Genomic DNA, 14,733 nt, shown 5'->3' with positions numbered 1-14,733 from the left:
AAATAAAAATTAAAAAATTAAAGGATTAAAGATTTCGGAATATGAAAATAACGAACAAATATATAAAAGGCACAAAGGGTTTCACAAAACTCTTCCTCCTGCCCACCTTTTTCTTCCTTCTCCCTGCTGCCACTACAAGCTGCATCGACGAGGAGACACCAACCCAGGAGGCCTCGGCAGAGCAGGTGGCAGGATCCACCGCATCGTTCAAGATGCTCATCAACGGACTCAGCTCGAAGATGATCTCACAACAGAACTACTACGGCGAGTCGTACCGCGGAACATGGTATGCCTCGCAGGACTGGGGCTACCCTTGCTACATGTATGTGAAGGAAACCATGCTCGACGGATTCCCGACTACCGACGCAAGCTGGAACTACCAGATATACTACGAGAAGGCAAGCAACCTCACAGGCTACTCAGGATGCCCCTTCTACTACTACTATGGACTCATCAACAACGCCAACCGCATTCTCGCCACGCTGTCGGACGATGCCAGCGACGAGATGCTGCAATACTATGCCATGGCTCGTGTGTACAGGGCTCTCGCCTACAGCGACCTTGCCATGATGTTTGAGTTCTACAAGACAGGCATTGCCGAACTCGACGCCAAGGCAGAGAAAATCCTCGGCCTTACGGTGCCACTTGTGACGGAAGAGACAACACGCGAGTCGGGAAAGAACAACCCACGAGCACCGTTCTACACCATGTACCGCTACATACTCAACGACCTCACCATTGCCGAGGCTGCCCTGAAGAACTACTCACGCAGCTCGAAGTCGGAACCGAACATCGACGTGGTGAACGGCTTGCTCTCACGCTTCTGGCTCAACCTCGCCACACGTTTCCGCAAGTATCCCGACGACCTCGCGAAACAACTTGAGCACGAGGGCGACAACGACGGTTTCACCGCCCTTGGCATAAAGACTGCCGAGGACTGCTACCGCAAGGCTCAGGACTATGCCACCAAGGTGATTGGCGCAGGCTACACTCCAGTGACAGAGTCGCAGTGGAAAGACGCCAAGACAGGATTCAACACCGAGAACCAGGCATGGGTCTGGGACATGAGATACACATCGAAGGAACAAGTGACCGACTACTGGTGCTCACACATCGGTCTCACAGCCTCAGAGCCTACATGGGGAATGGCTGCCTACGGTGGCGCCTACCGCTGCATTGCCACAAAATACTACAACAGGATAAAGGATGGCGACTGGCGCAAGGAGTCGTGGATAGCCCTTGAGGACGCAGGAGCAGCCACACCACCCGAAAAATACAACACTCTGCTGAAGGAGGAGACAACGGCTACGAAGTCGGAGAAGACAAACTTCAGCCGACTGCCTGCATACGCCAACCTTAAGTTCCGTCCGGGAAGCGGCAGCATCGACGACGAACAGGCCGGTATGCTCTGCGACGTTCCTCTCCTGCGTGTGGAGGAGATGTACTTCAACGTAATAGAATGCAAGTTCTACCTCGAAGGCCTCGCGGCAGGAAAGCAGGCACTGGAGAGTTTCCTCAACACCTACCGCTACACCAACTCTGGCTACCACTGCGACGCAACGTACAACGCCGACTTCATGTATGAGATGATAGCACAGAAGTTTATCGAGTTCTGGGGAGAGGGCGTTCTCTACAACGACTTCAAGCGTCTGCGTCTCGCCGTCATCCGCGACTATGTCGGTTCTAACTATCTCGAAACCTATCTGCTCAACTCCAAGGACGGATACTGCGCGCCATGGCTCAACTTCTACATACCTGAGACCGAGCGCAGCTTCAACTCGGCATTGGAGAACGAGATGAACCCCGACCCGACACCGTATTGCGAATGACGCGATGCGTCATTCGCAAATTAAAGAATTAAAGAATTAAAGAATTAAAGTTCATTGCGGATTCACATATTAAAGAATTAAATGTTCTATGAAGATAAAAGCATTATATAACATCTTGATGATGATGGCGATGGTTGCCCTTGCCGCGTCATGCGACGACAAGAACGACAGCAACTACGAGCCAGGCACACCAACGGCAGAAGGCTGCCTTGGCGTATATTTCAACAGCAGCAATGCCAGCGAGAGGATTTTCCAGCCAGGAGAAGCCACAGAGATTGACCTGACAGTGTCGAGACTGAAGGCTGAGAGCGCAGCCGACGTGCCACTGACAGTCAAAGCCGACGAGGGACTCAACGTCGCATCAACCGCTTCCTTTGCCGCCGGACAGGCATCCACTACAATAAAAATAACGTTCAGCAACCTTGAGCCTTCAAGGAAATACAACTACTCCATCAGCGTGGGCGAGGAATATGCCGACCACTACACCGTGGTGGAGGGAACGACAACGTTCAAGGGATACATCATGGAGGCTGCATGGAAAACCATCAGCAACAACGTGAAGATGAAATGGACGACACTCGGCATGCTGAACTTCTTCACAGGCACTCTCGAACAGCTCGGCGAGACTAACCGCTACCGCTTCGTCAATTTCCTCAACTCCGGAGTTGATTACATCTTCGTAGTGGGAAGCGCATCCACTGCCTACGTTGGCTACAACAGCATAACGACCTACGCCAACTACGAGCCTTACGAGGGCCCTGAGGCAAAGGCTGCCTACCTCTTTGACGACGCCACACAGAGCTATCCAGTATGGCAGGTTGCCGACGGAACCATTGAGGTTGCCGACATCTGCATACTCGAAGACTACGGCACTACACTGGGCTACTCCTGCATCTCGTTCGACAAGAAGGGCGGCTACGTCTATCTCTATTTCACCGACTACACCGACGGACAGTACGACGACTACAATGCCGTTTCGTTCTCGTGGAAAGACTAACATACTCAAAACTTTGACTCTATGAAAAAAAGATTATACGGAATATTGCTCATGGCAGTTGCCTTGACAATGGGCATCACATCGTGCAGCGACGACGAGATAGTGAAGTCGCCACTCGACTCGACATCAATAACTGAAGGTACAAAGACAGTTAGCACACTGTCGTTCAACTGGACTCCTGTCAACGGAGCCACACAGTATGCCTACGAACTCTCTGACCCCAACGGGACAGTGGTTCTCGGTGGAACAACCAGCACCACATCGATCCTTGCCACCGGACTGAAGGTGAACACCACCTACACACTGAACGTGTGGTCCTACGCAGCCGTTACAGGCGACAAGACAACATCGCCCATTACCACACTGCAGGCGACGACAAACGACGTGGTGCAACTCGACAAGCCTCAGGCTACATGGGAGCAGACCTCGGCAGGCATCGTACTGACATGGCCTGCTGTGGAGCATGCCGACTACTATGAGATAACCTACGGCGAAGGAGAGGGACAAACCACACTCACCACCACCGCCAACAGCATCACCATCTCCGGACTCTCTGTTGGCGACCATAGCGTGATCATACAAGCCATTACGGAGGACGAGAACTACTCCAACTCCATCACCTTCGAGTTCACCGTGACACGAAGCAAGATTGAGGTTTGGCGCACCGACGGCGACTACTACTCCGAAGCTCTCGACAAGACATTCAAATGCCAGATTGTGGGCTACGACGACGGTTCGTTCCGCATCGACGGTATCTATGGCTCAACCGATGTCCTCGACTTCTACGTCGATACGGAAAGCGTGATTGAAGGCGTTCCTGAGGTAGTGTTCACCAACGCCTACTCCGCACAGGCTCCATACTACAACTTCCACGCCGGCGACTACAACATCCGCCTCTATTACCAGCGCGGTACTGGCTACACCGGATGGGAAAACGGCAACAGCAACAAGGGCGAGCTCTGGTTCTACATTTATCTCTACGACAAGGACAACAACTACCTCGGAGGCGGATACGACGACGTGACGTGGGACACCGGTGCTGCAGGACTTACCGTTGACGACATCGTGGGCGACTACACCGAGGTGACAAACTGCTTAGACATGACCTACGACTGGGCAACATGGACCAAGGTGATCGACAAGGAGAGCGACGTGAAGATAGAGAAAGTGGACGACAGCACCATTTCCATCTACAACTTCTACGGAATGGAGGACACCTTCACGGCAAGGGTTGACTTCGACCTGCGCAAGATCACCATCGACGTGAAGGACAACTGGTTAGGCTACTACACCTTCTGTCAATACGGTGCTCCCGACACTCCCGTTGTCGGAACGATAGAGAACGATGGCAGCATCACCATCTCCAACTGGACAATATATTATGCGCTATATGGATACACCTACGTTTACACTGGCGCTACAAGCGTGCTGACAAAGAAATAACCCTACCCTAAAAACTTCTCCGAAGCCTCTTTTGAGACCTTTGCTTCGGAGAAGGTAAGTTTTAATAATAAGAGTTTCCCACACCCACAGAAGCAGCTGTAGTGGGTGTGGGAAACTTTAATTAATTATTAATTATTTTAATTCCATTCTTAATGACAAGCCCTTTCTCTCTATTCTGCTCTACACCTCTAAGGTCATAGATGCGCTCACTGTCTTTTGTATCTACTATAACAGATTTCAGAGATGTCGGAGTGGCGATGTTCTTGAATTCCTTCCACACCTCGGCATTGCGGTAGGCCTGCTCCGAGCCTTCGGGCACGATGAGCGTTGCCTGCTCTGTGACAGGCGACTGGAATGCCTCCGCCTCTGCCGTCGGCGGCTCAGTGGCGAGCACTTCCACCACGCAGATGTTGTCACAACCGGCGAACGCCTTGGCTCCTACGAAGTTGCATGTGGCGGGCAGACGCACCTCGGTGAGGCTCGCGTTGTCGGCAAATGCCTCCCAAATGATGTTTCGCAGCGATGTGTGCGAGAGGTCGGCTTTCTTCAGGCTTGTGCCGCTGAACACCCAGTTGCCAATGCACTCCAAAGTCTCGGGGAAATCAATCTCCTCCAAGGCAGAGCAGCCGTTGAAGATTTCGTTTTCTAAGGCAATTAGGTTCTTGGGGAGCTCGACGCTCTTGAGACTTGTACAACCAGTGAACAGTCCCGGATGGATTATCTGCAAGTCCTCGGGGAAGGTCACCTTCTCCAATCCTGTACATTCATCGAAAGCATACGGATGGACTTCTACGCTGTCTGGAATAACGATTTCCTTAAGGTAGATACATCCTATGAATGCCTGAATACCCAAACTCCGCAAGCCTTCGGGGAGGGCAATCTTCTCAAAGTCGTTATCTAAAAAAGCCTTTTCGTCTATGTATTTCAGTGTTGACGGTAGCGATACCTCTGTGGCATAATTCATCTGGAAACTGCCCGGACCTATGTATTCCACACCTTCGGGTATGACGATATTCTTCCATTCACACCCACTGAAGGCAACATTCTTAATCCTTCTCACACTGCCCGGAATGACGATACCGTTTGGCAATACACTGGCCTCAAACGCCTGCGTTTCAATAGTTTCCAATCCTTCGGGCAAGACAAACCTCTCATATGGCACCGCATTTTTTCGGAAAGCGCCCTTTCCGATGTGCTTTACACTTTGTGGCAGCACCACCTCTGCGGGAAGATGCGTCCCACTGAATGCGAATTTACCTATCGACTCAAGCCCATCCGGGAAATACACCTTTCCCAATTTTTCGCATCGATAAAAAGCTTCATCAGGAATCACTTTCAGTCCATCCGGCAACGAAACCTCCTCTAATTCCGATTGGATGAATACTCTATCGCCTAACTCCTCTAAAGTGGAAGGCAGGATGGCCTTTTTCAAGGTAGAAAGCTGGAAGTTCTCATTGCCGATGCGCCTCAGCCCTTCCGGGAAGTCCATACGGTTCACTCTTCGGTAGAATCCAAAGGCATAGTCACCTATCTCGGTAACGTCGGAAGGCAGCACAAAGGTGCTATCGACAAAGGCCGACTTAGATACATTGAGCAATGTCCTGCCGTCACGGTTTTTGCAGTATAACACGGTGTCGGCAGTCATTTCCAACGACGGGTTGCCCTCGGCAATGACGATTTCCTTCACATTGTCTGCCAAGTAGATAGGATTTCCTGTAAAGTCAGTAGCCGTTGAGGGAAAGCTGATTTTTTCTAACTTCTCGCATCTACTAAAGATGCCTGAACCAATCTTTGTCACACCCTCCGGGATAACAGCCTCCTCCAGTTGGGAGTAATAGAAAGCCTCATCGCCTATTTCCTTGACGTTACTACCACTGAGGAAATCTAAATTGGTGAGTCCTGAATAGGCAAAAGCGCTATTGGGTATGGATGTCAAAGATGAAGGCAGCACCACTTTCTTCAGTCTTACGGTTTTATAGAAGGCATATTTCCCTATTTCCGTCACCTTATCCGGGATGACCAACTCTTCTATGTTTGTATAGCCGATTGCATAGTCTCCTATCCTTGTCAGATTTGCAGGAAAGTGAATTTCCTTCAGCCCCCTTCTCATGTAGAAAAAGCTATCAGGCAGCTCGGTGATATGATCGGGTAAGGTGAACGATGTAATCTTGCCACCCGGTAGTACATTTCCAAACACATATTTTCCCAACGTCTCTATCGACTCTGGCAATGTGGATATTGTTATATTGGCACATCCGCAAAAAGCCCGATCGCCAAGATGCTGCAGCGTGGATGGCAGCTCCGCCAACTCAAGGTTGAAGCAATTCATGAATGCCGCCTCGCCTATCGACTCCAGTCCCTCGGGCAGGTTGATGCTTTTGATTTTTGTTTTGCAGAAAGCACTGTTGCCAATTCTCTTTATGGTTTTGGGCAGAACCACCTCACTGCAGCCCTGTGAATAAACAAATCCATCGAAATACAGGAAGTTGTCGCCGATGGCTGTCACGGTATAAGTATTGCCGTCCTTTGCCACAAATGTCTCCGGCACGGTTATCGTGCCGCTTGTCTCCACGTGGTATGTTCCCGCTACCTCTGCCGTCATCGTCTCGTCGTCGCAGAGGAATGTAAGTGTATTACCATAGTGGTAGAACTTCTTAGCTTCGACGTCAGTGAGATTCATCGCCACCAACGCCATAATAATTATAATGAACTTTCTCATAGTACATCAAATTGGACTCCCTAATTATTCATTTAAAACATTCTTAATTCTTTAATTCCATTCTTAATGAAAAATCCCTTTCCGGTCTTCATCTCCTGGCCCTTCAGGTTGTAGATACGTTCTTGGCTGGCGGCAGGGGCGGCATTTACACCTTCAACTGATGTGGTTATGCCATTGATGTTGAAGAATTTTTTCCATGTGGGATGGTTCTTGTATGCCTCAACGCTTTGTTGCGGCACAACCAGTGTGGCTTGCGCATACAGTTCCTCGCCGAAGGGATCTTCGTCGGTGTCGGGAGGTGTCACGGCATTACACTGTATCGTAGTCAGCGAGCTGCAATTGGAGACGGCACAATATTCCACGTATTTCAATGACGACGGAAGAACCAATGTCTCAATTGAAGGACATTCTTCCATGGCATAATTACCGATCCTCTCTATCCCATCACACAGATACAGGTTCTTCAGGCTCGTGTTGCCATAGAAAGACCATGCTGGCAGCACGTCAAGGGGGGCATCTATCGTAACAGTCTCCAACTCCGTGGCATAAACAAAACATACCACCTCAAGCCATTTCACCGACTTGGGTATGCGCAGTTCCTTTAAACCGCTTCCCACAAACGCCTCTCTATGGATGCCCTCAAGTCCTTCCGGCAATTCCAGTTCTGACAAGAAAGAGCATCCTTGGAAAGCCCCTTCTCCAATAGACTTCAAAGACTCAGGCAGCTTAATGTTCTCCAAAGACTTGCAATTTCCGAAGCAACCATTTCCAATTGTCCTCATCGTCGATGGCAGATTGACCTCCGATAAATATGTACTATTACAAAATACATAATCTGGCAGCGCAGTGATAGTGCCTTCCGCAATGGTGATGCTCTCAAGCGACTTGCAATAAGAGAGCGAATATGTTCCTAATTGTTTCAACCCTGTAGGTAGCGTTATCGACTTTAAGTTTTTGCATGACCCAAAGGCCCAATGCCCAATTGTCTCAACGGAGTTTGGAATGTTTATTGATTCAACACTTGCACTTGTGAATGCCCTTTCGCCAATTTCACGCAATCCGTCAGGCAGAACGACCTCCCTTATTCCTGTATATCCAAATGCATAACCTCCAATGACTTTTAAAGTAGAGGGCAATTTGACCATATTGAGACTATCACAAAACATGAAAAGCCCGTATGGCAACTCCACTACACCTTCTGGAACTGTATAATCTCTAATCGCTGTGTATGAGAACGCATAATCGCCATAAGACCTTATGCCATCGCCATGCTTCACTGATGACAATGACTTGCAATTTTCGAAGCATCTCTCTCTTATTTCCGTTACTTTGTCGGGCAACGTAATCTCCTTGAGACTGTCGCAGTAAGAAAAAGCTTTGGATTCGATAACGCTCACGTTCTCTGGTATGTCTATGCCCAAGAGCGAGGTGCATCTGGCGAAAGCCCCCTGACCTATCTCCTTCAGGCTTTCGGGCAACTTGCATCCCTGCATATATTTCTGACCTGCAAGCACGTACGGGGCAAGGCGCTCCACACCTTCAGGCACTACATATTCCGTGTTTACACTGTCGGTGATGAAATACATTTCCTTGCCGTCAGCAGAGTAAAGCACTCCGTCTTCCATCTTAAAACTGTTGTTGCCCGGCTCAAGTGTCAGTGTCTTCAGGGCACTCTCCAAAAACACGTTTCCCTCCATCTCTGTGAGAGTGGCAGGGATGGTGAACTCCGTCAGTGCCGTGCAATACTCAAAGCTGCTGCGGCCAATCTTCCGCAACGAGCTTGGCATGACTATAGTTGTCAGCTTGTCGCAATGTCCGAAAGTCCTTTCACCAATTTCCTCAAAGCCGTCGGCAAACTCCACCTTTTCGAGTTTATCACACCTCTCAAAGGTTGCAACTCCCATTTTCTTCAATGTAGAGGGCAGACGCACCTCGGTAAGATCAGTTGAAGAAAAAGCCCATCGTTCCAATTCTTCTATTCCCTCATGCAGGTTGATGGAGGTAAGCCCTGAACTTCCAAAAGCAGCATCACCTATCTTCTTAACGCTTTTTGGCAGTTCTATGGATTTCAGATTATAGCATGAACTAAGTAAACGCATAGGAATCACCTCCATATTGTCAGGCAGCTTGACATACTCCACACCAGTGGAATAAAATACCCATTCCCCGATGTGCTTGGTGTTATTTGGGATAACAATCGATGATAATTTATTGCAACTGCTGAATGCCCTATGGCCTATGCTGTCAAGACTCTCCGGCAGCACGACATTGTCAAGACTCATACACCCACAAAATGCATCGTCGGCAATGACGGTCAAGCCTTCGGGCAAATTGATTTCCTCAATGGATGAATAATAGAAAGCACCATTCCCGATAGTCTTTATTGTCGAGGGCAACTGTATGTTCTTTATATTAGCATAATAATAGAATGCCGAATCGCCTATTTCTGTCACGACATATTTCTTATCCTCATAGCTCACGCTGTCGGGAATGACCAATATCGAGTCGTATATTATATTGGAGTAATAATCATACTGTGGCGGTGCCTTCACCAATGTGGCAGTACCGTCGGCTTCGTTCACACTATAGAACAAATTGTTCAAGAAAATCGGCTTGCTCTTTGCAGTAGCCGTCGCCGTTGATGCCATAAGGCAAGCAAGGCATAATAACAGATGTCTAATAATTTTATTCATAATTACGGGTAATTAAAGTAAATACAATATAAATACAATATTTCGGCTGCAAAGTTACGAAAAAACATTGAAAGTCGTTGGTCAATAAAGCAAAACTTTGGTCAATAAAGAAAAAAGTGACTTTTCGCAGTGGGAAAGTCACTTTGTATCGTCAATTTATTGTCATAATGTGAACGGGTATGCTCCGGAATATGTAACAAAGAACCCACAATCTCGCGCTTTGATAGCCGAACGATGTGCACCGAAGTCCCAGGACCTTGTCGATTACCGGACCCACAAAACGTTAAAATTGCTCCCTCACGTGAAATAATCCTCCAAAAGGAGTGATTTTCTCAGATTTTATGCTTACCTTTGCAATGTCATTGATGCTTTTTGCTTGTCTTGATTTGCAGCACTAAGGTAAGTGAAAAATCTGACATGGCAAAATCCTGAGCAACTTTTTGTTGCTCAGGAACTTATAAATAAAATTAAATCAAAGTGTTGCGGAATTAAGGCTTATTTATTTTTGCAACCGAATTTAATAAATCATAGGTATGAATTGGATAATCTTATTATTGGCAGGATTGTTTGAGGTGAGCCTCACATTCTGTTTAGGGAAAACGAGAGCGGCATCAGGATTTGAATTTTATTTGTGGGGAAGCGGTTTCCTTGCCTCTACCGTACTGAGCATGACTTTGCTTGCCAAAGCGGTACAGACTTTGCCTTTGGGAACTGCTTACGCCATTTGGACGGGAATCGGAGCGGTTGGTACGGTTTTGATTGGGATATTCGTTTTCAAGGAACCTGCCACTCCCATCCGGCTTTTCTTTCTCTTCGCGCTCATTGCATCCTTGATAGGATTGAAAGTCGTGTCATACTGAAAGAAGACGACAAATGAAGTATGAATTAAGAGAGAACCAAGGCATTCCGGTAGCTCTGCTGGCTCTGATGGCAGTTGCTACCGGACTTTCCGTTGCCAACTGCTACTACAACCAACCTTTGTTGGGTAGCATGGCAAAAGATTTCGCGGTAAACGACTTTTCTGCCAGCATGGTAGCGACATTGACACAGATAGGCTATGTGACCGGACTTGTGTTTGTCATCCCGCTTGGTGATTTGGTCTCACGAAAGAAGCTGATATTGACCAATTATATCATATCTTCGTGCGCCTTGCTTGCCATAGCCCTTGCCCCGAACATCTATTGGGTGTGGGGCGCATCATTGCTTGCAGGCGCATCTTCGGTTATGCCGCAATTTTTCATTCCGTTAGTATCTTACTATTCACCCCCTGCGCACAAGGTGCGCAACGTAGGGATTATACAATCTTGCCTGCTCATAGGCATTCTTGGTTCACGGGTATTCAGTGGCTTTCTGGCTGACGTATGGGGATGGCGTTCCGTCTATTTTGTAGCTTGCTTGTTTATGCTCGGATGCTTCCTGATGATTCACAAGATACTACCCGCGCTGTCTACCTGTTCTCAAGAAAGTTATGCAGGGTTGATGAAATCTTTGTTGCGCCTGCTCTCCCAATACCCCTACTTGCCTATCGCATCGGTGAGGGCGGCATTGGCTTATGGCTCGTTCTTCGCTTTGTGGAGTTGCCTTGCTTTTCGGATGAAACAGGAACCTTTTTTTGCTAGCGACGACATTATCGGAGCACTCGGTTTGTGTGGACTGGCAGGTGCATCCACGGTGGTTTTCATCAGCGGCTACGTCCAAAAGTACGGTGCGAGGTTCTTCTCTATTGTCGGAGGATGCGTTGTGTTGGCTGCATGGATACTGGCATTTTGGGGGAATGACAGCTATTTGTGGATAACAATTGCTATCTTGCTGATTGATGCCGGTATGCAATGCATCCATTTGTCGAATCAGACCAGCGTAGTCGCCCTTGATGCATCTGCCATCAATCGTATCAATACCGTTTATATGACCATTTACTTTTTGGGTGGTTCTGCCGGTACATTCGTTTCCGGTCTGTCTTGGCAGCATTACGGGTGGACAGGTGTGGTAGGGGTAGGAATTGCCTTTACCGTGGCTTCCTTGCTCGTAAACTGCTTCAAGCCACAACGACATAAGGGTGGATACACAGGGGCTTTATGCTGCCGTTTACCCGCGAATTCGGTTTCTTAGCCGTCAGTGAATGCAAAAGGGTTCTGATATCTTTAGTCCGAAGGCTTTCGTGTCCATCCTGTCCATGAGGAACTTGTAGAAGTTGCGTATGAGTGCTGTCAGCATCAGGAACACAGTGTTCTCTGCCATGAAGGACTTTGGCAGCCTTGCCCATCCGAAGCCATTGTTCCTCCACACAGTCGCCTCCACAGAAATAAAATTTGACATGGCAAAATCCTGAACAACTTTTTGTTGCTCAGGTACTTATAAAAAAGTTAAACTAAAGTGCTGCGGAATTTAGGATAATCTCAAATGTTACAAAAAATGAGGAGGCAGGACACGGACCTGTCCCCTGTCCCTCATTGGAATGTAAGAACAAATTCAATGGTTTATATGAAACAAGGTGATGTATGGAAGTATGGAGAAACCACACAAGGAGAGAAACGTTATAATAAAGATTCGTATGAAAGGAATCATTTTGTAATGCAAAAATTATTTTATGGAACAAAAACGGAAATTTTGATACAGGAAAAAATAATGTTGTATTGGTATTTTTTTGAACATGGCCAATTGCCTCCAGGTAATAAACGCTTCCAATAAACCATGTCTTCTATATATTAAGGAGATTATATTAGTATATTGTATTATTAAAATAACAAAGTATGAAAACATCATTAGCAATAGAAACTTCTAGAGAACTTTCAAATTTTAGATTCTATAAAGATGCTCTCTATGCATTTAAGAGCGTACTATCAAAAGGGTTACTTGGATTTAACTCTGAGCTAGTAGAAAAAATATGTATAAGGCTTATATGCTTGTCGCCTATGTTCGGTCAATTCTTTCAAGCACAACGTCCTAAATATTATGAGGATAAAACTCTGAAATATAGGGATTCTGTAACTCCTGAGGTAAGAATGTATAAATGTCTTACGGCAGATTTTGTGGTGGATTTTGAAGGTTATTTTAAGTTGACCACTAAAGAAGAATGTCTCAAATATTTAGCCCTTTCATTCATGGATTTTTTGAAGACCTTAAAATATCCGGGCAAATTGAAGAAATTCGAAAAAGAGATATTCCTTCAAACAGTTAGAGATATCTTTATAGAGAATTCCATTATATCTGTGCATGATAGCATATAGTTCATACTGTACTTGACTCTTGTCTTAGAAAATCAAGTCAAAACAGTTTTATCTTACAACTAACGGACTATAGTACTCCCCAATATTCGACAAGTGGTTGAACATTGGTTGCTGCGCCATCCAGAGCATGCGGACAATCCCGAGCGTTCTCTTGTCTTGGCGTTGCAAAGTTAATACTATTAGTTGAATTGTGCAAGAGTTTATCCTACTTTCTTCTCTTTGTTGCCGTAAAATGATGCTGGTGTGAAGTTGGCCAGACTCTGATGAGGTCGCTCATAGTTAAGAGTTTCCAACAAATGATACTGGGTTCCGTATTGCTTCTGAGTGTATGGAGGATCAAAAATCTTTCCAAGCGCAAAGGTAAGGGAGCACTTGAGCGAATCATTCAAGACAATGTGGTCATACGAAGTCTTTATGATTTTTTATCACTTTTATTCTCTATTTACATTATACAATCTAACTTTCTGAGTCTCGAACGGATAGCTCCTGCATTCCTTTGGAATATTTCAACAAGTTCAGCGATTGTCTTACCTTGCTGATAATATAATAGCAAGTCTTTCTCCTCTTCTTCTGTCCATGGTGCGTATGCTTTGCTATACAACTGCTTTTGTCTATCCATATAGGACAACCCAGGATTTATATATGACATAGTCGCTGTGTCTTCATCCATGGCTTGATTTTGGATAGATGAGACTGGTTCTGGAGAACGATTGACTCTGAGGTGATTGCAAATCAAATCCACAAAACGTTCGCCAAATTGCGTCTTCTTGTGTTCACCGATTCCGTATGTATTTCCAAACAGGAATAGGTTGGTTGGCTTTTCTGATGCAAGAGCATGCAGAGATTTGTCGGAAAGGACAATATATGCGGGTTTGCCGATTTCCTCGGCAATGGTCTTTCTCAATGCTCTCAACTTTTCAAAAAGCAGTTCTTCGTCTGGTGCAGTACCTGCTATCTGTTCTTCCATAATGTGCTTTCGTTTACGCTTTGTAACACGCAAATCTTCACGCACAATGACAGAGAGTTGCGCTTGCTTACGTCCATACAGAATGTCTTCTCCCAATGGTGTTACTTTGAGGTGGTTGTCTTCATTGTATGCAATCTCAATATACCCCATTTGTAGCATTTGAAGCAGATAAGTTCGCCAATCATTGGCAGGTACGTCACGCCCTGAAGCAAATGTCTTTATTTTGTCGTATCCTTTTGCTATTACTGCGGGGGAAAAATTGCCTTTCAACACATCCACAGCAATGGTAAAGCCAATCTCCTCGTTGCAGCGCTTTATGGCAGACAAGGCCTTTTGCACAAGAATGGAGCCGTCAAAGTGTTGTGGAGGATTCTTGCATACATCACAATTACCACAACTACATTCACTCGTTTCACCAAAGTAATTCAATAGAATGCGTCTTCTGCACACCTGTGCCTCGGCATATTCTTGCATACGGTTCAGTTTCTCAATGTTGATTTCCCGTTGTCCGCTTTCTTCTGCAAAGCTACGGAGGGTAATCAGGTCTTGTACGTTGTAGAACAGTATGGTCTCCGTTGGCAAGCCATCCCTTCCTCCACGACCAATTTCCTGATAGAAACTCTCGATGCTCTTTGGCAGATTATAATGTATGACAAAGCGAATGTTACTTTTGTCAATACCCATGCCAAAAGCAATTGTTGCACATATTACATTGACACGGTCGTTGATGAACCTCAAATCCGCAACCGCCCTCATAAGATGACACAGAGGTCAAAAAGGTAGCGGCACTGCGGCAAAAGAGGGCGCAACGCAGCAAAAATCGCCACAAAGACGCATAAATTCCCCTTACCCCACCAC

Annotated in this window: 9 protein-coding genes and 2 pseudogenes; 7 read left to right on the top strand and 4 right to left on the bottom strand. The window is 46.6% G+C overall.

From position 1 onward, the window contains the following. The first annotated feature begins 41 nt into the window (after positions 1–41). The 3 genes from CIK98_RS03590 (at position 42) to CIK98_RS03580 (ending at position 4,269) form a co-directional block, all read left to right on the top strand. A complete protein-coding gene (locus CIK98_RS03590) occupies positions 42–1,829 on the top strand; it encodes a RagB/SusD family nutrient uptake outer membrane protein (protein WP_094382919.1) in 1,788 nt (595 codons plus the stop codon). An 88-nt stretch (positions 1,830–1,917) separates the two neighbouring features. Beyond that, positions 1,918–2,826, top strand: coding sequence for a hypothetical protein (locus CIK98_RS03585; protein ID WP_094382918.1), 909 nt, complete (start codon positions 1,918–1,920; stop codon positions 2,824–2,826). 21 nt (positions 2,827–2,847) lie between these two features. Then, entirely contained in the window at positions 2,848–4,269 is a 1,422-nt protein-coding gene (locus tag CIK98_RS03580; protein ID WP_094382917.1) for a hypothetical protein, read from the top strand. Between the two features lie 121 nt (positions 4,270–4,390). Here the strand turns inward: CIK98_RS03580 and CIK98_RS03575 are convergent, their stop codons facing one another. Next, positions 4,391–6,988 (bottom strand): leucine-rich repeat domain-containing protein, encoded by a 2,598-nt coding sequence (locus CIK98_RS03575; protein WP_094382916.1) that lies wholly within the window; start codon positions 6,986–6,988, stop codon positions 4,391–4,393. A 32-nt stretch (positions 6,989–7,020) separates the two neighbouring features. Beyond that, on the bottom strand, positions 7,021–9,681 hold the full coding sequence (locus CIK98_RS03570; protein WP_094382915.1) for a leucine-rich repeat domain-containing protein: 2,661 nt from the start codon (positions 9,679–9,681) through the stop codon (positions 7,021–7,023). A gap of 533 nt (positions 9,682–10,214) precedes the next feature. Between CIK98_RS03570 and CIK98_RS03565 the strand changes: the two genes are divergently transcribed. Both CIK98_RS03565 and CIK98_RS03560 read left to right on the top strand, forming a co-directional pair. Next, positions 10,215–10,541 (top strand): multidrug efflux SMR transporter, encoded by a 327-nt coding sequence (locus CIK98_RS03565; RefSeq protein WP_094382914.1) that lies wholly within the window; start codon positions 10,215–10,217, stop codon positions 10,539–10,541. 13 nt (positions 10,542–10,554) lie between these two features. Then, a complete protein-coding gene (locus tag CIK98_RS03560; protein ID WP_094382913.1) occupies positions 10,555–11,790 on the top strand; it encodes an MFS transporter in 1,236 nt (411 codons plus the stop codon). Positions 11,791–11,820: 30 nt separating this feature from the next. Here CIK98_RS03560 and CIK98_RS03555 read toward each other — a convergent pair. Further along, positions 11,821–11,958 (bottom strand): annotated as a pseudogene (locus tag CIK98_RS03555) (IS1380 family transposase); the annotation flags it as partial. A gap of 204 nt (positions 11,959–12,162) precedes the next feature. On the opposite strand from CIK98_RS03555, the gene CIK98_RS03550 reads away from it, so the two are divergent. Further along, on the top strand, positions 12,163–12,369 hold the full coding sequence (locus tag CIK98_RS03550) for a hypothetical protein (RefSeq protein ID WP_141210393.1): 207 nt from the start codon (positions 12,163–12,165) through the stop codon (positions 12,367–12,369). A gap of 62 nt (positions 12,370–12,431) precedes the next feature. Further along, on the top strand, positions 12,432–12,908 hold the full coding sequence (locus CIK98_RS03545; RefSeq protein ID WP_094382910.1) for a hypothetical protein: 477 nt from the start codon (positions 12,432–12,434) through the stop codon (positions 12,906–12,908). Positions 12,909–13,638: 730 nt separating this feature from the next. On the opposite strand, the pseudogene CIK98_RS03540 reads toward CIK98_RS03545, so the two are convergent. Then, positions 13,639–14,631: pseudogene (locus CIK98_RS03540) on the bottom strand (RQC domain-containing protein); the annotation flags it as partial. Positions 14,632–14,733: the final 102 nt, after the last annotated feature.

The sequence above is a fragment of the Prevotella sp. P2-180 genome (assembly GCF_002251435.1).
Classification (GTDB): Bacteria; Bacteroidota; Bacteroidia; order Bacteroidales; family Bacteroidaceae; genus Prevotella.
Note: the sequence above shows the minus strand (reverse complement) of the source record. Positions and strands in the feature narration are given on the sequence as shown.